Annotated in this window: 17 protein-coding genes; 14 read left to right on the top strand and 3 right to left on the bottom strand. The window is 61.6% G+C overall.

Going from position 1 to position 19,724, the window contains the following annotated elements; all coding sequences use genetic code 11:
- Positions 1–44: 44 nt before the first annotated feature.
- The 3 genes from potA to AC3RCM_RS26340 are packed head-to-tail and all read left to right on the top strand — an operon-like array spanning position 45 to position 2,994.
- A complete protein-coding gene (gene potA, locus AC3RCM_RS26350; protein WP_010955706.1) occupies positions 45–1,187 on the top strand; it encodes a polyamine ABC transporter ATP-binding protein in 1,143 nt (380 codons plus the stop codon).
- The gene (locus tag AC3RCM_RS26345; protein WP_003253736.1) at positions 1,184–2,104 is read left to right on the top strand and encodes an ABC transporter permease subunit; all 921 of its coding nucleotides are present in this window, start codon (positions 1,184–1,186) and stop codon (positions 2,102–2,104) included. The genes potA and AC3RCM_RS26345 overlap by 4 nt, the downstream gene beginning before the upstream one ends.
- Complete coding sequence (locus tag AC3RCM_RS26340) at positions 2,101–2,994, top strand: ABC transporter permease subunit (RefSeq protein ID WP_010955705.1); 894 nt, start codon at positions 2,101–2,103, stop codon at positions 2,992–2,994. Before AC3RCM_RS26345 ends, AC3RCM_RS26340 begins: the two co-directional genes overlap by 4 nt.
- A gap of 106 nt (positions 2,995–3,100) precedes the next feature.
- Here AC3RCM_RS26340 and AC3RCM_RS26335 read toward each other — a convergent pair whose 3' ends face one another.
- Positions 3,101–3,556 (bottom strand): REP-associated tyrosine transposase, encoded by a 456-nt coding sequence (locus AC3RCM_RS26335; protein ID WP_492629271.1) that lies wholly within the window; start codon positions 3,554–3,556, stop codon positions 3,101–3,103.
- Between the two features lie 303 nt (positions 3,557–3,859).
- Positions 3,860–4,624: an RHS repeat-associated core domain-containing protein gene (locus AC3RCM_RS26330; RefSeq protein WP_081273158.1), complete on the bottom strand. Its 765-nt coding sequence runs from the start codon at positions 4,622–4,624 to the stop codon at positions 3,860–3,862.
- A 318-nt stretch (positions 4,625–4,942) separates the two neighbouring features.
- On the opposite strand from AC3RCM_RS26330, the gene AC3RCM_RS26325 reads away from it, so the two are divergent.
- From AC3RCM_RS26325 to AC3RCM_RS26275, 11 genes are all read left to right on the top strand, one after another.
- The gene (locus AC3RCM_RS26325; RefSeq protein WP_014592777.1) at positions 4,943–6,031 is read left to right on the top strand and encodes an efflux RND transporter periplasmic adaptor subunit; all 1,089 of its coding nucleotides are present in this window, start codon (positions 4,943–4,945) and stop codon (positions 6,029–6,031) included.
- Positions 6,028–7,095, top strand: coding sequence for an efflux RND transporter periplasmic adaptor subunit (locus tag AC3RCM_RS26320; protein WP_020192410.1), 1,068 nt, complete (start codon positions 6,028–6,030; stop codon positions 7,093–7,095). Before AC3RCM_RS26325 ends, AC3RCM_RS26320 begins: the two co-directional genes overlap by 4 nt.
- On the top strand, positions 7,092–10,145 hold the full coding sequence (locus AC3RCM_RS26315; protein WP_492629270.1) for an efflux RND transporter permease subunit: 3,054 nt from the start codon (positions 7,092–7,094) through the stop codon (positions 10,143–10,145). Before AC3RCM_RS26320 ends, AC3RCM_RS26315 begins: the two co-directional genes overlap by 4 nt.
- 233 nt (positions 10,146–10,378) lie before the next feature.
- Complete coding sequence (oscA, locus tag AC3RCM_RS26310; RefSeq protein WP_003248957.1) at positions 10,379–10,561, top strand: sulfur starvation response protein OscA; 183 nt, start codon at positions 10,379–10,381, stop codon at positions 10,559–10,561.
- 50 nt (positions 10,562–10,611) lie between these two features.
- Positions 10,612–11,619 carry a sulfate ABC transporter substrate-binding protein gene (locus AC3RCM_RS26305; RefSeq protein WP_064491250.1) on the top strand — a complete coding sequence of 336 codons (1,008 nt, stop codon included), beginning with the start codon at positions 10,612–10,614 and terminating at the stop codon, positions 11,617–11,619.
- Positions 11,620–11,804: 185 nt separating this feature from the next.
- Positions 11,805–12,623, top strand: a complete 819-nt coding sequence (cysT, locus tag AC3RCM_RS26300; RefSeq protein ID WP_010955699.1) for a sulfate ABC transporter permease subunit CysT — start codon at positions 11,805–11,807, stop codon at positions 12,621–12,623.
- A gap of 11 nt (positions 12,624–12,634) precedes the next feature.
- Positions 12,635–13,507: a sulfate ABC transporter permease subunit CysW gene (gene cysW, locus AC3RCM_RS26295; protein ID WP_010955698.1), complete on the top strand. Its 873-nt coding sequence runs from the start codon at positions 12,635–12,637 to the stop codon at positions 13,505–13,507.
- 3 nt (positions 13,508–13,510) lie between these two features.
- Positions 13,511–14,500 carry a sulfate/molybdate ABC transporter ATP-binding protein gene (locus tag AC3RCM_RS26290; RefSeq protein ID WP_003248965.1) on the top strand — a complete coding sequence of 330 codons (990 nt, stop codon included), beginning with the start codon at positions 13,511–13,513 and terminating at the stop codon, positions 14,498–14,500.
- A 210-nt stretch (positions 14,501–14,710) separates the two neighbouring features.
- Positions 14,711–15,292 carry an alpha/beta hydrolase gene (locus AC3RCM_RS26285; RefSeq protein WP_020191300.1) on the top strand — a complete coding sequence of 194 codons (582 nt, stop codon included), beginning with the start codon at positions 14,711–14,713 and terminating at the stop codon, positions 15,290–15,292.
- A 64-nt stretch (positions 15,293–15,356) separates the two neighbouring features.
- The gene (locus tag AC3RCM_RS26280) at positions 15,357–16,187 is read left to right on the top strand and encodes a sigma 54-interacting transcriptional regulator (RefSeq protein ID WP_010955696.1); all 831 of its coding nucleotides are present in this window, start codon (positions 15,357–15,359) and stop codon (positions 16,185–16,187) included.
- Between the two features lie 175 nt (positions 16,188–16,362).
- Positions 16,363–17,148: a MetQ/NlpA family ABC transporter substrate-binding protein gene (locus AC3RCM_RS26275; protein ID WP_010955695.1), complete on the top strand. Its 786-nt coding sequence runs from the start codon at positions 16,363–16,365 to the stop codon at positions 17,146–17,148.
- A 209-nt stretch (positions 17,149–17,357) separates the two neighbouring features.
- On the opposite strand, the gene AC3RCM_RS26270 is transcribed toward AC3RCM_RS26275, so the two are convergent.
- Positions 17,358–19,724 (bottom strand): penicillin acylase family protein, encoded by a 2,367-nt coding sequence (locus AC3RCM_RS26270; protein ID WP_064491249.1) that lies wholly within the window; start codon positions 19,722–19,724, stop codon positions 17,358–17,360.

Below are 19,724 nucleotides of genomic sequence, written 5' to 3'. Positions count from 1 at the left end.
GAACTGGCCACGCGGGCACAAAAATCTTGTTGGGAGTTTCACTCATGGCAGTTGCCTCCGGTGCCTATAAAAAAGCCCTCGAGGGTGGCCAGCAACCCAAGCAGGTGCTGGTCAAGATCGACCGGGTCACGAAAAAGTTCGACGAAACGGTAGCCGTGGACGATGTGTCCCTGGAAATCCGCAAGGGTGAGATCTTCGCCCTGCTGGGCGGCTCCGGTTCCGGCAAGTCCACCTTGCTGCGCATGCTGGCCGGCTTCGAGCGCCCGTCCGAAGGGCGGATCTTCCTCGATGGCGTCGACATCACCGACATGCCGCCCTACGAGCGGCCGATCAACATGATGTTCCAGTCCTACGCACTGTTCCCGCACATGACCGTGGCGCAGAACATCGCCTTCGGCCTGCAGCAGGACAAGATGCCCAAGGCCGAGATCGATGCCCGCGTGGCCGAGATGCTCAAGCTGGTGCACATGACCCAGTACGCCAAGCGCAAGCCGCACCAGTTGTCGGGCGGCCAGCGTCAGCGTGTGGCGTTGGCCCGCTCGCTGGCCAAGCGCCCCAAACTGCTGCTGCTCGACGAGCCGATGGGTGCACTGGACAAGAAACTGCGTTCGCAGATGCAGCTGGAGCTGGTCGAGATCATCGAGCGCGTGGGTGTAACCTGCGTGATGGTGACCCACGACCAGGAAGAGGCCATGACCATGGCCCAGCGCATCGCCATCATGCACCTGGGCTGGATCGCCCAGATCGGCTCGCCAGTGGACATCTACGAGACACCTACCAGCCGCCTGGTGTGCGAGTTCATCGGTAACGTCAACCTGTTCGAAGGTGACGTGGTCGACGACGCCGAAGGCTACGCGATCATTGCCAGCCCGGAGCTGGAGCGCAAGATCTACGTGGGCCACGGCATCACCACCTCGGTGGAAGACAAGCACATCACCTACGCCCTGCGCCCGGAAAAGATGCTGGTCACCACCCAGCAGCCAACCTGCGAGCACAACTGGTCGCGCGGCAAGATCCACGACATCGCCTACCTGGGCGGCCACTCGGTGTTCTATGTGGAGCTGCCGAGCGGCAAGGTCGTCCAGTCGTTCGTTGCCAACGCCGAGCGCCAAGGTACCCGTCCTACCTGGGGCGATGAAGTGTACGTATGGTGGGAAGACGACAGCGGCGTGGTACTGCGGTCATGAAACTGCGCAAGCTCAAGCGAGCCTTCCAGCGTCTGGTCCCGGAGGGGCGGCACTTGGTGATCGGCGTGCCGTTCATCTGGCTGTTCCTGTTCTTCATGCTGCCGTTCTTCATCGTCCTGAAGATCAGTTTTGCCGAAGCTGACGTGGCAATTCCGCCGTATACCGAGATCTACACCTACGTCGAAGACAAGATCCAGCTGGTCCTCAACCTGGCCAACTACGGGCTGTTGACCGAGGATGAGCTGTACCTCTCGGCCTATCTGGGTTCGTTGAAGATGGCGTTTTTCAGCACCCTGCTGTGCCTGCTGATCGGCTTCCCGATGGCCTACGCCATTGCCAACGCCAAGAAGGAGACCCAGACGGTCCTGCTGTTGCTGATCATGATGCCAACCTGGACGGCGATCCTGATCCGCGTCTATGCCTGGATGGGTATTCTCAGCAACAACGGCCTGCTCAACGGTTTCCTCCTGTGGACCGGCTTGATCGACCAGCCGTTGCAGATCCTCAACACCAACCTGGCGGTGTACATCGGCGTGGTCTATTCGTACCTGCCGTTCATGATCCTGCCGCTGTTCGCCAACCTGGTTAAGCATGATCCGAGCCTGCTCGAAGCTGCCTCCGACCTGGGTTCGAGCACCTTCAACAGCTTCTGGAAGATCACGGTACCGTTGTCGAAGAACGGCATCATCGCCGGCTGCATGCTGGTGTTCATCCCGGTGGTGGGCGAGTTCGTGATCCCGGAACTGCTGGGTGGCCCGGAAACCCTGATGATCGGTAAAGTGCTGTGGCAGGAGTTCTTCAACAACCGTGACTGGCCGGTGGCATCCGCCCTGGCGGTGGTGATGCTGGCGATCCTGATCGTGCCGATCCTGCTGTTCAACCGTAGCCAGGCCAAAGAGATGGAGGGCCGCGCATGAAACGCTTCAGTTTCTCCAAGCTGATGCTGGTGCTCGGCTTGCTGTTCATCTACCTGCCGATGCTGATCCTGGTGATCTACTCGTTCAACGCCTCCAAACTGGTGACGGTGTGGGGCGGCTGGTCGATCAAATGGTACGTCGGCCTGCTCGACAACTCCCAGCTGATGGGTTCGGTGATGCGCTCGCTGGAAATCGCTTGCTACACGGCGGTGGCGGCAGTGGCGCTGGGTACCCTGGCGGCCTTCGTGCTGACCCGGGTCACCCGCTTCAAGGGCCGCACGCTGTTCGGTGGCCTGGTCACTGCGCCGCTGGTAATGCCCGAAGTGATCACCGGTCTGTCGCTGTTGCTGCTGTTCGTGGCCATGGCGCAGATGATCGGCTGGCCGCAGGAGCGGGGTATCGTCACCATCTGGATCGCCCATACAACGTTCTGTGCGGCGTATGTGGCGGTGGTGGTGTCGGCTCGCCTGCGTGAGCTGGACCTGTCGATCGAGGAAGCGGCGATGGACCTGGGTGCCAAGCCGTGGAAGGTGTTCTTCCTGATCACCATCCCGATGATCGCGCCATCGCTGGCGGCGGGCGGCATGATGTCGTTTGCCCTGTCGCTGGACGACCTGGTATTGGCCAGCTTCGTCTCCGGGCCTGGCTCGACCACCTTGCCGATGGAAGTGTTCTCGGCGGTGCGTCTGGGTGTGAAACCGGAGATCAACGCCGTGGCCAGCCTGATCTTGCTGTCGGTATCGCTGGTGACCTTCTTCGTCTGGTACTTCAGCCGCCAGGCCGAAGAGCGTCGTCGCAAGGCGATTCAGCAGGCGATCGAAGAGGGTGCTGCAGCCAACGCTTCGCAGCCGCAGGTCAAGCGCCCGGCGCAGGTGGCTGCGTCGGCCTGACCTGGCCCTTTCGCGGGTACGCCCGCTCCCACAGGGACCTCACAGCCTTCAGGGTTGCGCTGAGCCCTGTGGGAGCGGGCATGCCCGCGAAGGCTCCAGCACCGATTCAAAGCCATACCGCATCCCAATGTGGATAGTCCCTGATACTTCTGACCAATCCAGCCCTCAAGGGATTGGCAACAATGTACCGGGCTACATGAACCACACACTCTTCCCGCCGCAGCGCATGGTCCTGGTAACCCGGTTGCCATATCGGCTTGTGCCCGACACCGGCCTTGCGCAAGGCAATCGCTGTGCGTGATTTGAACTTGCGCATCAACGTTCCCAATGTCACTTCTTTCAGCTCAATCAGCCAATGCAGATGGTCCGGCATCACTACCCAGGCCAACGATCGGTAGTCCTGAATGTCATCTGAGACCCGAAGGTGTTTGACCACCAGGCGGGCATGGTGGAAGTCGCGGAACAGTGGTTTGCGTTGATGCGTGATGGTGGCCAGCATGTAGAGCCTGCCAGGCTCGGAGAAGCGCCCACGGCGCAATCGGTGGGATTCGGCTAACGGCATTTTGATCTTCCTTGAATGTGAACCTCCCTGTGAAAGGTAGCGGTTGGAGCGGGGATGGCCGATGCCTGATGGTTTCTGGATATGGCAGATACTGATGCATGGCTGTGGAGGCCTCTTCGCGGGCTCGCCCGCTCCCACAGGTACCGCGCAAGCCTCAGATAGTGCGCTCTCTCTGTGGGAGCGGGCGTGCCCGCGAAGAGGCCCTGAAGGTGTATGACTTTCATGAACTCACGTCGCTGCGTTGCGAGTACTGGCGACGAGATACTACTTTCCTTTAGCCGCAGGGCTATCTTTGAGTACGCTTCACAGCCTGACGCGGAGAACGGTAGACAGCAAATTACGTTCAAATTCATCGAAAGTGGTTCTGTAGATTTCTTTCAAGGCAGTGCGTAGGCGCCTGGCTTCACCGAAATTTTGAATGAAATCCTTGACTATTGGCGAATCTGAAGGAAGGTGCCGAACGTTCTGAGCTTTGAAGTCGTTGTGCTGATTTGCAGTGCGAATATAACCTCTTAAAGAAATGCGAGTGCTGTCAGGAAGCCTAGCGATTGCTTGAGGGGCTACGTTAATGTATTCGGGAGCTCGTCGTGAGGGTAGTATGCTATGTGAAGATTCATGGAGTTGTTGTTTGGATGGTGGCGTAGTTGATAGCGTAGCTGGGCTCTCATCTGAATTGAAGATTTTAGCGCTCGAGTTTCCCCAGCGAAGCTGTTTTTGCACATAGTCAGGTCTGGATTTCAATGTCCAGTTTGTATCGAGTGTTATTGTCTTGGGGCGAAGTAATAGGGGTGAGCGGCCTGTTGGGTCGGATAGGTTTATGGGGTCACTTAAGCAATAGGTATATGAGTTGATACCGCCAAGCGAAAAAGGACTCAAGCTATCGCTGGAGTGGAAACGAAAAATTCTGGGGTTGTATGTTCGGGCGCCAAGACCAAGAAAGTATAAGCCCACTGTGCTGTGTAGAAATTCGCCGTGAAACTGTAAAGAGTTGGTAGGGTTACGGGGCGTCTTTGAGTGCCCGTAGGGGGTGAATGTATGGTTTCGATTGGTATCGCTCAGCTTCGTCATTTTTAGGTCCTCCTTTACAGGTTGACTCTCTACTTTTCTGGCCGTTTGGCAACTATTAGAAATATCAGGTCTCAGCGAGTGCTTTTGTGAATTAGCTGCGCTTTTCCTGCTGCTTGGATGCGGCTAAAAGCATTCAGGTTCATGACGTTCAATGAACCCTGATCGACGCTTTCCCTCGCATCCCACGATTCATTTGTGCGAGGCCCGCACCGGCTGTGAAAATGTCGGAATGATCCCCCGCCAGTGATGTTTATCGAACCCTGAACTACGCTCACAGTCGCATCCCACAAATCATTTGTGCACAAGCAAGGAGCCAGCATGGCGTTGATGCGTCCGCTGTCGGTCGTCTGCCTGGGGCTGTTGTACATGCTCACCGGCTGTAGCAAGGAAGAGGTCCCCGAGACACTGCCTCGGGTGGGTGTGCAGCAGGTACAACCCACCGATTTCGCTGCCAGGGTCACTTTGACCGGCGACGTGCAGGCGCGGGTGCAGACCGATTTGTCATTCCGCGTCGGCGGCAAGATCATTTCGCGTAGCGTCGACGTGGGCGATCACGTCAAGGCCAACCAGGTGCTCGCCCGGCTTGACCCGAAAGACCTGCAGAACAATGTCGACTCGGCCAAGGCCGAGGTATTCGCCGCGCAGGCGCGGGTCACCCAGACCAGTGCGGCCTTCGTGCGCCAGCAAAAACTGCTGCCCAAGGGCTACACCAGCCAGAGCGAGTACGATGCTGCCGAGGCCGCGCTGCGCAGCAATCAGAGCGCACTCAAGGCCGCCCAGGCGCAACTGGCCAATGCCAACGAGCAACTCAGCTACACCGCACTGGTCTCCGAGGCCGCCGGGGTGATCACCGAGCGTCAGGCCGAGGTTGGCCAGGTGGTGCAGGCGACCATGCCGATCTTTAGCCTGGCCGTCGATGGCGACCGCGATGCGGTGTTCAACGTCTACGAGTCGCTGCTGGTGGCGCCGCCCAGCGATGCCGGGGTAGTCGTGAGCCTGCTGGACGATCCCAAGGTCCAGGCCCATGGCTTCGTACGTGAAATCACCCCCACCGTATCGGCGCAAAGCGGCACCGTGCAGGTCAAGGTAGGGCTCAAGGACGTGCCGCCCGGGATGCAGTTGGGGGCACCGGTTACTGCCACCACCAACGCCCAGGGCCGGCCCAGCATCGAGCTGCCTTGGTCGGCACTGACCAAGGCCTTGCATGAGCCTGCCGTGTGGGTGGTGGGCGAGGGCGACAAGGTGGAACTGCGCAAGGTCGAAATCCGCCGTTACCTCACCGGCAAGATCGTGGTCGCCAGCGGCCTGAAAGGCGGCGAGACCGTAGTGGTCAACGGCGGCCAGTTGCTGCACCCCGGCATGCAGGTACAGAAGGTCGATGCCAAGGGCCCAGGGGGTGAGCTATGAAGCGTCTGTTGCTGATGCTCTCGGCCGCTGTGCTGCTGGTCGGTTGCAGTAGCGAAGAAGAGGCACCCGAGGCGATCCGGCCCGTGCTGTCGGTCAAGGTCGAACCTCAGGTGCAGTCGCAGCTGGGCCGCTTCGCCGGCAGTATCCAGGCGCGCTTCGAAAGCACCTTGGGCTTCCGGGTTTCCGGGCGCATTGCCCGGCGGTGGCTGGACGTGGGCGCCCAGGTGAAGCCGGGCGACACCTTGGCCACCCTGGACCCGACCGACCAGCAGAACCAGCTGCGCGCCGCCGAAGGCGATCTGGCCAAGGTGCAGGCACAGTGGATCAACGCCCAGGCCGATGCCCGTCGCCAGCAGCAGTTGTATGACCGTGGGGTTGGCGCCCAGGCACAGCTGGATATCGCCCAGACCAACCTGAAAACCACCAGTGCGGCGTTGGAGCAGGCGCGCTCCGCCGTCAGCCAGGCCCGTGACCAGCTCGACTACAGCACCCTGCGTGCAGACCACGCTGCCGTGATTACCGCGTGGCAGGCCGAAGCCGGGCAAACCGTTACCGCCGGGCAAGCCGTGGTGACCCTGGCCCGCCCGGACGTGAAGGAGGCGGTAATCGACCTGCCGATCGGCCTGGCCGAGCAGTTGAGCAAAGGCCTGACCTTCACCGTTGCCTCGCAACTGGACCCGACCATCAACACCACGGCCAGCCTGCGTGAACTGGAGCCCCAGGCCGATGCCACCACCCGTACCCGCCGCGCTCGCCTGACCCTGGCCAGCACACCGGCGGCCTTTCACCTCGGCACCGCCATCAGTGTGACCCTTAGCTCGGAAGTGTCCCCGCGCAGCGAACTGCCCTTGAGTGCCTTGCTCGAGCGCGATGGCAAGACCCAGGTGTGGGTGATCGATACGCAGAACAAGACCGTGGCCACCCGTGACGTGGCGCTGATCGACCGCACCGCTGACAGCATCGTGCTGAGCGCCGGTGTGCAGCCCGGTGAGCGTGTGGTCACCGCCGGCGTCAACAGCCTCAAGCCTGGCCAGAAGGTCACCTTCGACGAGGATGCGCAATGAAAGGAAGCTTCAACCTGTCCGAATGGGCACTCAAGCATCAATCGTTCGTCTGGTACCTGATGTTCGTTAGCCTGTTGATGGGGATTTTTTCCTACTTCAACCTGGGCCGCGAGGAAGACCCGTCGTTCACCATCAAGACCATGGTCATCCAGACCCGGTGGCCCGGTGCGACCCAGGACGAAACCCTGTACCAGGTTACCGACCGCATCGAGAAGAAGCTCGAAGAACTCGACTCGCTCGACTACACCAAAAGCTACACCCGCCCCGGCGAATCCACGGTCTACGTGTACCTTCGCGATACCACCAAGGCCAAGGACATTCCGGATATCTGGTACCAGGTGCGCAAGAAAATCCAGGATATTCGTGGCGAATTTCCCGCCGGTATCCAGGGGCCGGGCTTCAACGACGAATTCGGTGATGTATTCGGCTCGATCTATGCCTTTACCGCTGACGGCCTGACCCTGCGCCAACTGCGGGACTACGTGGAACAGGCACGGGCCGAGGTCCGCGATGTACCCAACATCGGCAAGATCGAGCTGGTCGGCACCCAGGACGAAGTGCTGTACCTGAACTTCTCCACCCGCAAGCTGGCAGCCCTGGGCATTGACCAGCGCCAGGTGATGCAGGCACTTCAAGCGCAGAACGCGGTAACGCCGGCCGGCATGATCGAGGCCGGCCCGGAGCGTATCTCGGTGCGTACGTCCGGGCAGTTTGCCTCGGAAAAAGACCTGCAAACCGTCAACTTGAGGATCAACGACCGCTTCTTCCGCCTGGCTGATATCGCCGACATCGAGCGCGGCTACGTCGACCCGCCTTCGCCAATGTTCCGTTACAACGGCCAGACAGCCATTGGCCTCGCCATCGGCATGAAGGCCGGCGGCAACATCCAGGTGTTCGGTGCGGCGTTGAAAAAGCGCATGGACCAGGTGGTCCAGGACCTGCCGGTGGGTGTCGGTGTACACACCGTTTCTGACCAGGCCGTGGTGGTCAAGCAGGCGGTCGGCGGTTTCACCAGCGCGCTGTTCGAGGCGGTGGTGATCGTGCTGGCCGTGAGCTTTGTCAGTCTTGGCGTGCGCGCCGGGCTGGTGGTGGCTTGCTCGATCCCACTGGTGCTGGCCATGGTGTTCGTGTTCATGGAGTACAGCGGCATCACCATGCAGCGGATTTCGCTGGGTGCGCTGATCATTGCACTAGGCCTGCTGGTGGACGATGCGATGATTACCGTGGAGGTGATGGTCACGCGGCTGGAAATGGGTGAAAGCAAGGAGCAGGCGGCGACGTTCGCCTACACCTCCACAGCCTTCCCCATGCTTACCGGCACCTTGGTGACCGTGGCCGGGTTCGTGCCTATCGGCCTCAACGCCAGCTCTGCGGGTGAATACACCTTCACCCTGTTCGCGGTGATTGCCGTGGCCCTGATCGTGTCGTGGGTGGTGGCTGTGTTCTTCGCGCCGGTGCTTGGCGTGCATATTCTCAAAGGCGACAAGCTCAAGGCTCACGAGGCTGAGCCTGGCCGGGTCGGGCGGGCATTTGAAGGCGGGTTGCTGTGGTGCATGCGCAACCGCTGGTTGACCATCATCGGCACCGTGGTGCTGTTTGCCCTGGCGATCTTCTGCATGCGTTTTGTGCAGAACCAGTTTTTCCCGTCCTCGGACCGCCCGGAAATTCTCGTCGACCTCAACCTGCCGCAGAACGCCTCGATCGAGGAGACGCGCAAGGTGGTCGACCGCTTCGAGGCACGGATCAAGGACGACCCGGACCTGGTGCACTGGAGTACCTACATCGGCCAGGGCGCGATCCGCTTCTACCTGCCCCTCGATCAGCAGTTGCAGAACCCTTACTACGCGCAGCTGGTGATTGTCAGCAAGGGCTTCGAAGAGCGTGAGGCCATGATGGACCGCCTGCGGAAGATCCTGCACGAAGAGTTCGTCGGCGTCGGCACCAACGTGCAATCGCTGGAGATGGGCCCGCCGGTAGGCCGGCCGATCCAGTACCGGGTCAGCGGTGCCGACATCGACCAGGTGCGCAAACACGCCATCGAGCTGGCCACCTTGCTCGACCAGAACGAGCACATCGGCGAGATGATCTACGACTGGAACGAGCCGGGTAAGGTGCTGCGCGTGGAAATTGCCCAGGACAAGGCACGCCAGCTGGGGCTGTCGTCCGAAGATGTTGCCAATGTGATGAACAGCATCGTCAGTGGCGTGCAGATCACCCAGGTCAACGACAACATCTACCTGGTCGATGTGGTCGCGCGCGCCGAAGACAGCGAGCGTGGCTCGCCTGATACCCTGCAGAACCTGCAAATTCTCACCCCTAACGGCACGTCGATCCCGCTGCTGTCGTTCGCCACCGTGCGCTACGAACTGGAACAGCCGCTGGTGTGGCGCCGCGACCGCAAGCCGACCATCACCATCAAGGCCTCGGTCAATGGCGAGATCCAGCCCACTGACCTGGTGGCCCAGCTGAAGCCGAAGATCGACGAATTCGCCAGCAAGTTGCCGGTAGGCTTCGAAGTGGCTACCGGCGGTACGGTGGAGGAGAGTGCCAAGGCGCAAGGGCCGATCCGCAAGGTTATTCCGCTGATGCTGTTCCTGATGGCGACCTTCCTGATGATCCAGCTGCACAGCGTGCAGAAGCTGTTTCTGGTGGTCAGCGTGGCGCCGCTGGGGCTGATCGGGGTGGTGCTGGCGCTGGTGCCTACGGGTACGCCGATGGGCTTTGTGGCGATCCTCGGCATCCTCGCGCTGGCGGGTATCATCATTCGTAACTCGGTGATTCTGGTGACCCAGATAGACGAGTTCGAAGCCCAGGGCTTGTCGCCGTGGGATGCGGTGGTGGAGGCCACCAACCACCGGCGCCGGCCGATCCTGCTGACCGCGGCGGCGGCGAGCCTGGGCATGATCCCGATTGCACGCGAGGTGTTCTGGGGCCCCATGGCCTACGCCATGATTGGCGGGATCATCGTGGCGACCTTGCTGACGCTGCTGTTCCTGCCGGCGCTGTACGTGGCCTGGTACAAGATCCGCGAGCCGCAGAAACACGCCTGAAGGCCCATATGGCCCCTTGTAGGAGCGGGTTTACCCGCGAATGCGATGGTGCATCGACCACCGTATTCGCGGGTAAACCCGCTCCTACAAGGGGCGTGTGCTTTTAAATGGTTATATAAAAATTCTTAAACAGTATTTTTAAGAATAATCCCGCCTCATTACTATTGCCCTCAAGCCAGGCGCAAACCCCCTTCAAACCTCTGCCCGGCGCCCTCACTCCAAGGAGAACGAGCATGAGTGCATCTCTGCGTAGCATCGACGGTCAGGACGAAGCCACCATCTTGCGTGAAATCCAGAGCGCCCTGCGCGACCTGCGTTTCGGTGCGGTGGAGATTACCGTGCACAACGCTCAGGTCGTACAGATCGAGCGCAAGGAGAAGTTCCGCCTGCAACAGCCCGGCAACAAGCCCGGCTGATCGGCGCCACAACATTTAAAACTAGAAAAATGCCAATCGGGAGCTTCACCATGTCCATCCGCCGTTATGCGCTCGCCGCCGTGGCCAGTGCTGTTTTTGCCGGTTCCGCCATCGCCAAGGACTACGAACTGCTCAACGTGTCCTACGACCCGACCCGCGAGCTGTACCAGCAGTACAACGCCGAGTTCATCAAACACTGGCAACAGGCCCACCCGGGTGACAAGGTGAAAATCCAGCAATCCCATGGGGGTTCGGGCAAGCAGGCCCGTGCGGTGATCGACGGCCTGCGCGCCGACGTGGTGACCCTGGCCCTGGCCGGTGACATCGACGAAGTGGCCAAGCTTGGCAAGACCCTGCCCGAGAACTGGCAGACCCGCCTGCCTGACGCCAGCACCCCGTACACCTCGACCATCGTGTTCCTGGTGCGCAAGGGCAACCCGAAAGGCATCAAGGACTGGGGCGACCTGATCAAGAAGGACGTGTCGGTCATCACCCCGAACCCTAAAACCTCCGGCGGTGCGCGCTGGAACTTCCTCGCAGCGTGGGCGTACGGCCTGAAGGCCGGCGGTAGCGAAGAGAAGGCCAAGGCCTATGTGCAGGAGCTGTTCAAGCATGTACCGGTGCTGGATACCGGCGCCCGCGGTTCGACCATCACCTTCGTCAACAATGGCCAGGGCGACGTGTTGCTGGCCTGGGAAAACGAAGCCTTCCTGGCCCTGAAGGAAGACGGGGGTGCCGACAAGTTCGAGATCGTCGTGCCGTCGCTGTCGATCCTGGCCGAGCCGCCAGTGGCCGTGGTCGACAAGAACGCCGAGAAGAAGGGCAATACCGAGATTGCCACCGAATACCTCAAGCACCTGTACAGCCCGGCCGGGCAGAAGATTGCCGCCGAGAACTTCTACCGCCCGCGTGACGAGAAAGTCGCTGCGGAGTTCGGCAAGCAGTTCCCGAAACTGGACCTGGTGACCATCGACAAGGACTTTGGTGGGTGGAAGACTGCACAACCGAAATTCTTCAATGATGGCGGTGTGTTCGACCAGATCTATCAGGCACAGTAAGGGCCAAAGGAAAGCGGGGCCGCGTTGCGGCCCATTCGCGGCACAAGGCCGCTTCCACAAGGAACCATGATCTCCTGTGGGAGCGGCCTTGTGTCGCGAATGGGCTGCCAAGCAGCCCCAGGATTCAAAAGCTTGCACCGGCCCGGGATTGTTTCCGGGCTTAGTGCGTTCAACCAGGGATATTTATGTCGCGTCGTATCTCCCCCGTCATACCCGGCTTCGGGCTGACGCTGGGCTACACCTTGGTGTACCTCAGCCTGATCGTGCTGATACCGCTGGCGGCCATGTTCATCCATGCCTCGCAGCTGACCTTCGAGCAGTTCTGGAACATCATCAGTGCGCCGCGAGTGATCGCTGCGCTCAAGCTGAGCTTCGGCACCGCCCTGTTCGCCGCCATCATCAACGGTGTGATCGGTACCCTGCTGGCCTGGGTGCTGGTGCGTTACACCTTCCCCGGGCGCAAGATCATCGATGCGATGATCGACCTGCCGTTTGCCTTGCCCACCGCGGTTGCCGGTATCGCCCTGACGGCCCTGTACGCGCCGCAGGGCTGGGTCGGCCAGTTCGCCACCGACCTTGGCTTCAAGATCGCCTACACCCCGCTGGGCATCACCCTGGCACTGACCTTCGTGACCTTGCCGTTCGTGGTGCGCACGGTGCAGCCGGTGCTGGCCGACATCCCACGTGAAGTGGAAGAGGCCGCAGCCTGCCTGGGGGCCAAGCCACTGCAGGTGTTCCGCCACATCCTGGCGCCGGCCCTGCTGCCGGCATGGCTCACCGGCTTTGCCCTGGCCTTCGCCCGTGGCGTGGGCGAGTATGGTTCGGTGATCTTCATTGCCGGCAACATGCCGATGAAGACCGAGATCCTGCCGCTGCTGATCATGGTCAAGCTCGACCAGTACGACTACACCGGCGCGACCGCCATCGGCGTGTTGATGCTGGTGGTTTCCTTCATCCTGCTGCTGCTGATCAACCTGCTGCAGCGCCGCATCGAAACCCCCTGAAGGAGGCCGGCATGTCCAGTTCATCCCTGAGTGCAAGTGCCGCAGCCAACGCCGCCCGCCGTGGCAGCGCCACGTCACGGCGTATCCTGATCGGCCTTGGCTGGCTGGTGTTCGCCCTGTTCCTGCTGCTGCCGCTGGTGATCGTGGTATCGCAGGCGCTGAAGAACGGTTTTGGCACCTTCTTCGAGGCGATATTCGAACCCGATGCGTTGTCGGCGCTGAAGCTGACCCTGCTCGCCGTGGTTATCTCGGTGCCGCTCAACCTGGTATTTGGCGTAAGCGCCGCCTGGTGCGTGAGCAAGTACACCTTCCGTGGCAAGAGCATCCTGGTCACCCTGATCGACCTGCCGTTCTCGGTGTCCCCCGTGATCGCCGGCCTGGTCTACGTGCTGATGTTCGGCGCGCAAGGCCTGCTCGGGCCGTGGCTGCAGGACCACGATATCCAGATCGTGTTCGCCCTGCCGGGCATTGTCCTGGCGACCATTTTCGTGACCGTGCCGTTCGTGGCCCGTGAGCTGATCCCGCTGATGCAGGAGCAAGGCACGCAAGAGGAGGAGGCTGCACGGCTGCTCGGTGCCAACGGCTGGCAGATGTTCTGGCACGTGACCCTGCCGAACATCAAATGGGGCCTGATTTACGGCGTGGTGCTGTGTACCGCGCGGGCCATGGGCGAGTTCGGCGCGGTGTCGGTGGTGTCGGGCCACATCCGTGGCGTGACCAACACCTTGCCGCTGCATGTGGAGATCCTCTACAACGAGTACAACCACGTCGCGGCCTTCAGCGTGGCCAGCCTGTTGCTGATCCTGGCGCTCTTCATCCTGCTGCTCAAGCAGTGGAGCGAGAACCGTATTAACCGCCTGCGCCACAGCGCCGCGGAGGAATGATTCATGTCGATCGAAGTTCGTAACGTCAGCAAGCGCTTCAACAGCTTCCAGGCCCTGAACGCTATCAACCTGGACATCAACAGCGGCGAGCTGGTGGCTTTGCTCGGCCCGTCCGGCTGTGGCAAGACCACCCTGCTGCGCATCATTGCCGGCCTGGAAACCCCGGACCAGGGCAACATCGTGTTCCATGGCGAGGACGTTTCCGGCCATGATGTGCGTGACCGTAACGTCGGGTTCGTGTTCCAGCACTACGCGCTGTTCCGCCACATGAGCGTGTTCGACAACGTTGCCTTCGGCCTGCGCATGAAGCCCAAGGGCGAGCGCCCGAGCGAGAGCAAGATTGCCGAGAAGGTGCATGAGCTGCTGAACATGGTGCAACTGGACTGGCTGTCCGACCGCTACCCCGAGCAGCTTTCCGGTGGCCAGCGTCAGCGTATCGCCCTGGCCCGCGCCCTGGCGGTGGAGCCGAAGGTGCTGCTGCTGGACGAGCCATTCGGTGCGCTGGATGCCAAGGTGCGCAAGGAGCTGCGTCGCTGGCTGGCGCGGCTGCACGAGGATATCAACCTGACGTCGGTGTTCGTTACCCACGACCAGGAAGAAGCCATGGAAGTAGCCGACCGCATCGTGGTAATGAACAAGGGCGTGATCGAGCAGATCGGCTCGCCGGGTGAAGTGTACGATCAGCCGGCCAACGATTTCGTCTACCACTTCCTCGGTGACTCCAACCGCCTGGCCTTGAGCGAAGGGCATCACGTGCTGTTTCGCCCGCACGAGGTGTCGCTGTCGCGGCACGAGACCGAAGGGCACCATGCGGCCGAGGTGCGCGACATTCGGCCGTTGGGTGCAACCACGCGGGTGACCTTGAAGGTGGAAGGTCAGAGTGAGCTGATCGAGGCCGAAGTGGTGAAAGACCATGACAGCCTGACCGGGTTGGCGCGGGGAGAGACGTTGTTCTTCCGGCCGAAGGTGTGGCAGAAGGTGGCGGATATCTAAATCGCACAAGGCAAAGAGAGCCCGGGCATGGTCCCGGGTTTTTCTTGCCTGAACGCGTGACAGGGCAGCTTTGCAGCCTTTCTCAAGCGAGTGGCTGTAGCCTGCTTGTTATGCAATATGGGTATTAATAAATATCTTCTTATTCCTTTACGAATATTCCCCCCTCCCTATACTTGTCTCCAAGCACGCAAACTTACTGGAGGCGTCCCCATGCGCAATGAGTCGATTCGCTACCTGATTGTGCCGGGTTGGCAAGGATCGCCAGACAACCATTGGCAGAGTCACTGGCAGCGCACCCTGCCCAACAGTGCACGGGTTGAACAGCAAGACTGGCTCACCCCGCAGCGGCAGGACTGGGTGCACGCGCTGGAGCAGGCGATTGCCGCCGACCGCTCGCCGGTGATCCTGATTGCCCACAGCCTTGGTTGCATCACTGTCGCCCATTGGGCAGCGCAGGCAAGCTCGGCCTTGCTACGGCAGGTGCGTGGTGCACTGCTGGTGGCGCCGGCAGATGTCGAACGGCCCACTTGCGCACCCGTGCTGCGCAACTTTGCGCCGATCCCTACCGAGGTGCTGCCGTTCCCTAGCCAGGTCGTCAGCTCGGACAACGACCCAGCCGTGAACGTGCCACGGGCGCTGTACCTGGCCCAGGCATGGGGCGCCGAAGCGGGTTTGCTGAGCAATGCCGGGCACATCAACGTCAAGTCCGGTCATGAGCGCTGGGAACAAGGTTTCGCCTACCTGTATCGCTTGCAGAGCCGGATTGAGCAGCGCGCACTGCGCCGCGCCTGATCGGCCTTATTGTTCACCCTTTGCCTGACGCCTGGCCATTACGGGCCTGGGGCGGGAGTTCGTCATGACTTTTCAAAACCCGTTCGGCCAGCCGCTGTTGACCTTCCCCGAGCTGGACAAGAGCCCGCTGAGCATTCGTGCCAAGGCGCTGGTGTTTATCGACCCGCGCTCGCAGCAGCTGCGCGAGGACCTTGAGCGCCTGGCGCCACAACCTTTGCCGGTGCTGATCCGTGGCGAGACCGGCACGGGCAAGGAGCTGCTGGCCCGGCAGATCCACCGTACCAGCGACCGTGGAGGGTTGTTCGTGTCCGTCAACTGCGCGGCCATCAGCCCCACCTACGCCGATGCCGAGCTGTTTGGCTATAGCGCCGGCAGCCATGGCGGTACGGCCAGCAGCCGCGCCGGCTGGTTCGGTTCGGCCAGCGGCGGCACCTTGTACCTGGACGAGATTGCCGACTTGCCACTGGCGATCCAGGGCAAGCTGCTGGCGGCTCTGGAAAACCGCGAGGTCACTCGGGTGGGCGCGCAGCAGCCACAGCCGGTGGATGTGCGTCTGGTAGCCGCCACCAGCATCGACCTGGCCCGTGTGGTGCGTGCAGGGCGCTTCAACGAGCGCCTGTACCAGTATTTGCGCGAGGGCGCGCTGGAACTGCCGCCGCTGCGCGAGCGGCCGGGCGATATCCTGCCGCTGGCCGAGTACTTCGCGGGTATCTACAGCGTGCGCCTGCAGCGGCCTGTGCCCTTGGTGAGCGAGGCGGCGCAGCGGGTTCTGGAGGGGCATTTCTGGCCCGGCAATACCCGCGAACTGGAGAACGTCATCCACTTTGCCTTGCTGGTCAATGACGGCGAAGAGATCCTGCCCGAAGACCTCGACCTGCCTGACCCCGCGCGTTAGATATCGCTCCTGGGTAAAGAGGCTGATGCCATTCTGTTTTTGGAATAAGCAGCTAAGCAAAAGATATTGTTGCGGAATAAAAAATTTGGGTATCGTCCGCCTCACGCCCACTGGTGAACCGGTTGGGCACCCGATTCGCCATCGTCGATGGCCCAGATTCAGAACAAGGACCACCATGAAGAAGACCCTGCTGACCACTGCCCTGGCTGCTGCCCTGTCGTTCTCCGGCCTGGCCGCTGCTGCCGAGAAACTGGTGGTTGCCGCTACCCCGGTACCGCACGCCGAAATCCTCGAATTGATCAAGCCGACACTGGCAAAAGAAGGCGTGGACCTTCAGATCAAGGTCTTCACCGATTACGTGCAGCCGAACGTGCAGGTGGACCAGAAGCGTCTGGACGCCAACTACTTCCAGACCCTGCCGTACCTGCAGAACTTCAACGAAGGCAAGGGCACCCACCTGGAAACCGTGGTGGGTGTACACGTAGAGCCCTTCGGTGGCTACTCGAAGAAGGTCAAGGCCCTGAGCGAGCTGAAAGAAGGCGCAACCGTTGCCATCCCTAACGAGGGCAGCAACAGCGGCCGCGCGCTGCTGCTGCTGCAGAAGGCCGGCCTGATTACCCTGAAAGACCCGAAGAATGCCCTGGCCACCCCCAAGGATATCGCCGAGAACCCGAAGAAGCTGAAGTTCCGCGAGCTTGAGTCGGCCATGCTGCCCCGTGTGCTGGACCAGGTCGACCTGGACATGATCAACACCAACTACGCCCTGGAAGCTGGCCTGAACCCGGCTAAAGATGCACTGGTGATCGAAGGTGCCGACTCGCCTTACGTGAACTTCCTGGTCGCCCGTCCGGACAACAAGGACAGTGAGGCCATCCAGAAACTGGCCAAGGCCCTGACCAGCCCTGAAGTGAAGGCATTCATTGCCAAGAAGTACCAAGGTGCGGTGCTGCCGGCGTTCTGATGCGCTTGCTTCACCTTGCATGACCCAACGCCGACACCTTTGTGTCGGCGTTTTCATTGCTGGGATCTCTGAAAGCTGGCGCGATCCCTGTGGGAGCGGGTTTACCCGCGAAGAATCCAACGCGGTGCATGGCACCGGCTGCGCCGGTGTTCGCGGCTAAAGCCCCACAGTGCTCGCGCAAGCTTTTGGGTTTTGAGCAAGGCAGCCCCTTACGGCCCTGGCACCAATCGCAAGGTACTCTGCGCCGGTATTACCCCCATCTGTGCCTTCTGATACTGCCCCTGCACATACCCTTCGGCCTGGTCCGCGTAATGGCGGTCATACGGCACGCCACTCTGCCCAACCGGGTTGCTGGTCAGCGCCTGCCCGGCATCGGCAAAGTCGATCAGCCGCCGCGTCGACGGCCCATAGGTCACCGGCCATGGCGCAGAGCTGATCTTCGCCGAGAGGTTGTTCGGCACTTCATGGGTACCAGGTGCGGCGAAAGGCCCAACGTTGAACAGCAGGTTCAGCGGCTTTTTCACCCCAAGCGGATGGTTGTGGGTCAGGGTATGGGCCTTGCCCCATTGCCAGCTGGCTGGGTCCTTGCCGAGGGTGTCGCGCAAGTGGCCAAGGCTCTTCTGCCAGGCTTCGCGCACGATCGAGCTGCGGTCAGTGCGCTGGTTGGCGCCGCGGGTGTTCCACCAGGGCGACTCGGCATCGGCGGCCAGGCGTGGCAGCGCGGCATCGATGGCACGGGTGCTGATCAGCACCGGGAACCAGGTGTCGCCCAATTCGTCATGCAACGCGGCATAGGCCAGCTCGTAGAGGAACTGGTTGAACAGGGTGGCGCTGGTTGAGTCCAGTGGATAGTCGCCGCGCCAGGCAGCCAGCTGCTCGACCAGTTCCTCTTCCTCGTCACCCTGGGCGATCTGACGCAACGTCGCTAGCAGCGGTGCCAAGGTGCGCGGGCCGTAATCGCTGGCCGTATCGAGTTGCAGCGCCTGGCTGTTCTGCATGTCCCATTTCACCTCCGGGTTGGCCAGCTGGCGATCGAGCTGGCGGCCGCGGTCGGCGAGGTTGTAGTAGCCGGGTATCGGCACCACGGCGGGTGGCTGGTAGTTGGCCGAGACGATATAACCGCTGGCCGGATTCTCCTGTTGCGGGTTGACGCTGAAGGGGTAAAAGCCGGGTTTGTCGCCCTGGCTGCTGGCGCCGTCGAGGATGAACGCCGGGTTCACACCGTCCGGGCGAATCGGCAGTTTCGCCGCCGCCCACCAGCCGATATCGCCACGGGCATTGGCCCAGACGAAGTTCAGCCCCGGCGCCTGCACCTTGGCAGCCGCTTCGCGCATCTTGCCCAGGGTGTCGGCGCGATTGAGCTGGTAGAAGCCTTCGAGGATCGGGTTCTCGGTTTCGAGGAACGCCCACCACATGGCAATCGGCGTGGCCCCTGCCGTGGCGCCGAGGACTTCGTTGACGATTGGCCCGTGGGGTGAGCGGCGCAGGTTGATGGTGACCGGTTGCTCGCCTTTGATTGCAATCTGCTGCTCGGTCTTTTCCAGTGTGCGCCACTGGCCATCGACCATGACCTGGTCAGCGTTGGCAGGGTTGGTCTTTTCTGCGATCAGGTCGACGTCGTCGTTCTGGAACATGGTCAGGCTCCAGCCGAAGTCACGGTTGTGGCCGAGCAGAGCGAACGGGTTAAGTGCCTGAAAATAGCCGTAGAGGTTGAATCCGGGCGCTGACAGCTCGGCCTCGTACCACACCGCAGGTACGGCAAAGCTGATGTGCGGGTCGCCAGCCAGCAACGGCTTGCCACTGCGGGTGCGGCTACCCGCGACCGCCCAGGCGTTGCTGCCTTCGAACTGCGGGATGCCGGCGTCGCCCAGCGCCTCATCGCTTAAGCGCGCAAGTGTTTCCAGGCTTTGCCAGTCGGCAGCGGCCAGTGGCGTGCCCAGTGCGCCCTCGGGTTGCCAGTCAAGGTCGAATATTTTCAGGTAGTCAGGCCCCAGCTGGTCGCGGATGTAGGTCAGAGCAGGCTCGGTGCGGAACGCGGCGGCAAAACTGTAGGCCAGGTAGCCGGCGATGCTCAGCGTGTCCTCGGCGGTGAACGGGCTCGGGGTGATGCCGAGCAGGTCGAATTCCGTGGGCTTGGGGTGGCTGGCCTGCCAACTGTTGACCCCGTCGAGGTAGGCTTGCAGGGCCTGCCATGCCGGCGCCTGCGGATCCTGCCGCTTGGCCATCAGCGCGGCCTGCTCGCGTATGCGCAGGCTACGGAACAGGGTGTCGGTGGGCAGCAGCTTGTCGCCGAGCACTTCGGCCAGCTCGCCACGGGCCAGGCGGCGCATGATCTCCATCTGGAACAATCGGTCCTGGGCATGCACGTAGCCCAGTGCGCGGTAAAGGTCCGGCTCGCTCTGTGCCTGCAGGTGGGGCACGCCGCGTGCGTCGTAGCGCACGCTGACCGGCGCTTGCAGGCCGGCAACGGCGACCTCGCCCTCGCGCTGCGGCAGCTTGCCCTGAACGTACCAGTACCCGGAGGCGCCAGCGGCCACGGTGACTACCACCGCCAGCAGGGTCAGGCTGCGCTTCAT

Source organism: Pseudomonas sp. GW823-FHT05G12, from assembly GCF_058795575.1.
This window is presented reverse-complemented; position numbering and strand designations above follow the sequence as displayed.

Coding starts and splice junctions, on each gene's coding strand:
- AC3RCM_RS26275 (WP_010955695.1), top strand. CDS start 16,363: ATGAAGAAGACCCTGCTGACCACTGCCCTGGCTGCTGCCCTGTCGTTC.
- AC3RCM_RS26340 (WP_010955705.1), top strand. CDS start 2,101: ATGAAACGCTTCAGTTTCTCCAAGCTGATGCTGGTGCTCGGCTTGCTG.
- AC3RCM_RS26305 (WP_064491250.1), top strand. CDS start 10,612: ATGTCCATCCGCCGTTATGCGCTCGCCGCCGTGGCCAGTGCTGTTTTT.
- AC3RCM_RS26335 (WP_492629271.1), bottom strand. CDS start 3,556: ATGCCGTTAGCCGAATCCCACCGATTGCGCCGTGGGCGCTTCTCCGAG.
- oscA (WP_003248957.1), top strand. CDS start 10,379: ATGAGTGCATCTCTGCGTAGCATCGACGGTCAGGACGAAGCCACCATC.
- AC3RCM_RS26315 (WP_492629270.1), top strand. CDS start 7,092: ATGAAAGGAAGCTTCAACCTGTCCGAATGGGCACTCAAGCATCAATCG.
- AC3RCM_RS26345 (WP_003253736.1), top strand. CDS start 1,184: ATGAAACTGCGCAAGCTCAAGCGAGCCTTCCAGCGTCTGGTCCCGGAG.
- AC3RCM_RS26270 (WP_064491249.1), bottom strand. CDS start 19,724: ATGAAGCGCAGCCTGACCCTGCTGGCGGTGGTAGTCACCGTGGCCGCT.
- AC3RCM_RS26290 (WP_003248965.1), top strand. CDS start 13,511: ATGTCGATCGAAGTTCGTAACGTCAGCAAGCGCTTCAACAGCTTCCAG.
- AC3RCM_RS26280 (WP_010955696.1), top strand. CDS start 15,357: ATGACTTTTCAAAACCCGTTCGGCCAGCCGCTGTTGACCTTCCCCGAG.
- AC3RCM_RS26285 (WP_020191300.1), top strand. CDS start 14,711: ATGCGCAATGAGTCGATTCGCTACCTGATTGTGCCGGGTTGGCAAGGA.
- AC3RCM_RS26330 (WP_081273158.1), bottom strand. CDS start 4,624: ATGACGAAGCTGAGCGATACCAATCGAAACCATACATTCACCCCCTAC.
- AC3RCM_RS26320 (WP_020192410.1), top strand. CDS start 6,028: ATGAAGCGTCTGTTGCTGATGCTCTCGGCCGCTGTGCTGCTGGTCGGT.
- cysT (WP_010955699.1), top strand. CDS start 11,805: ATGTCGCGTCGTATCTCCCCCGTCATACCCGGCTTCGGGCTGACGCTG.
- potA (WP_010955706.1), top strand. CDS start 45: ATGGCAGTTGCCTCCGGTGCCTATAAAAAAGCCCTCGAGGGTGGCCAG.
- cysW (WP_010955698.1), top strand. CDS start 12,635: ATGTCCAGTTCATCCCTGAGTGCAAGTGCCGCAGCCAACGCCGCCCGC.
- AC3RCM_RS26325 (WP_014592777.1), top strand. CDS start 4,943: ATGGCGTTGATGCGTCCGCTGTCGGTCGTCTGCCTGGGGCTGTTGTAC.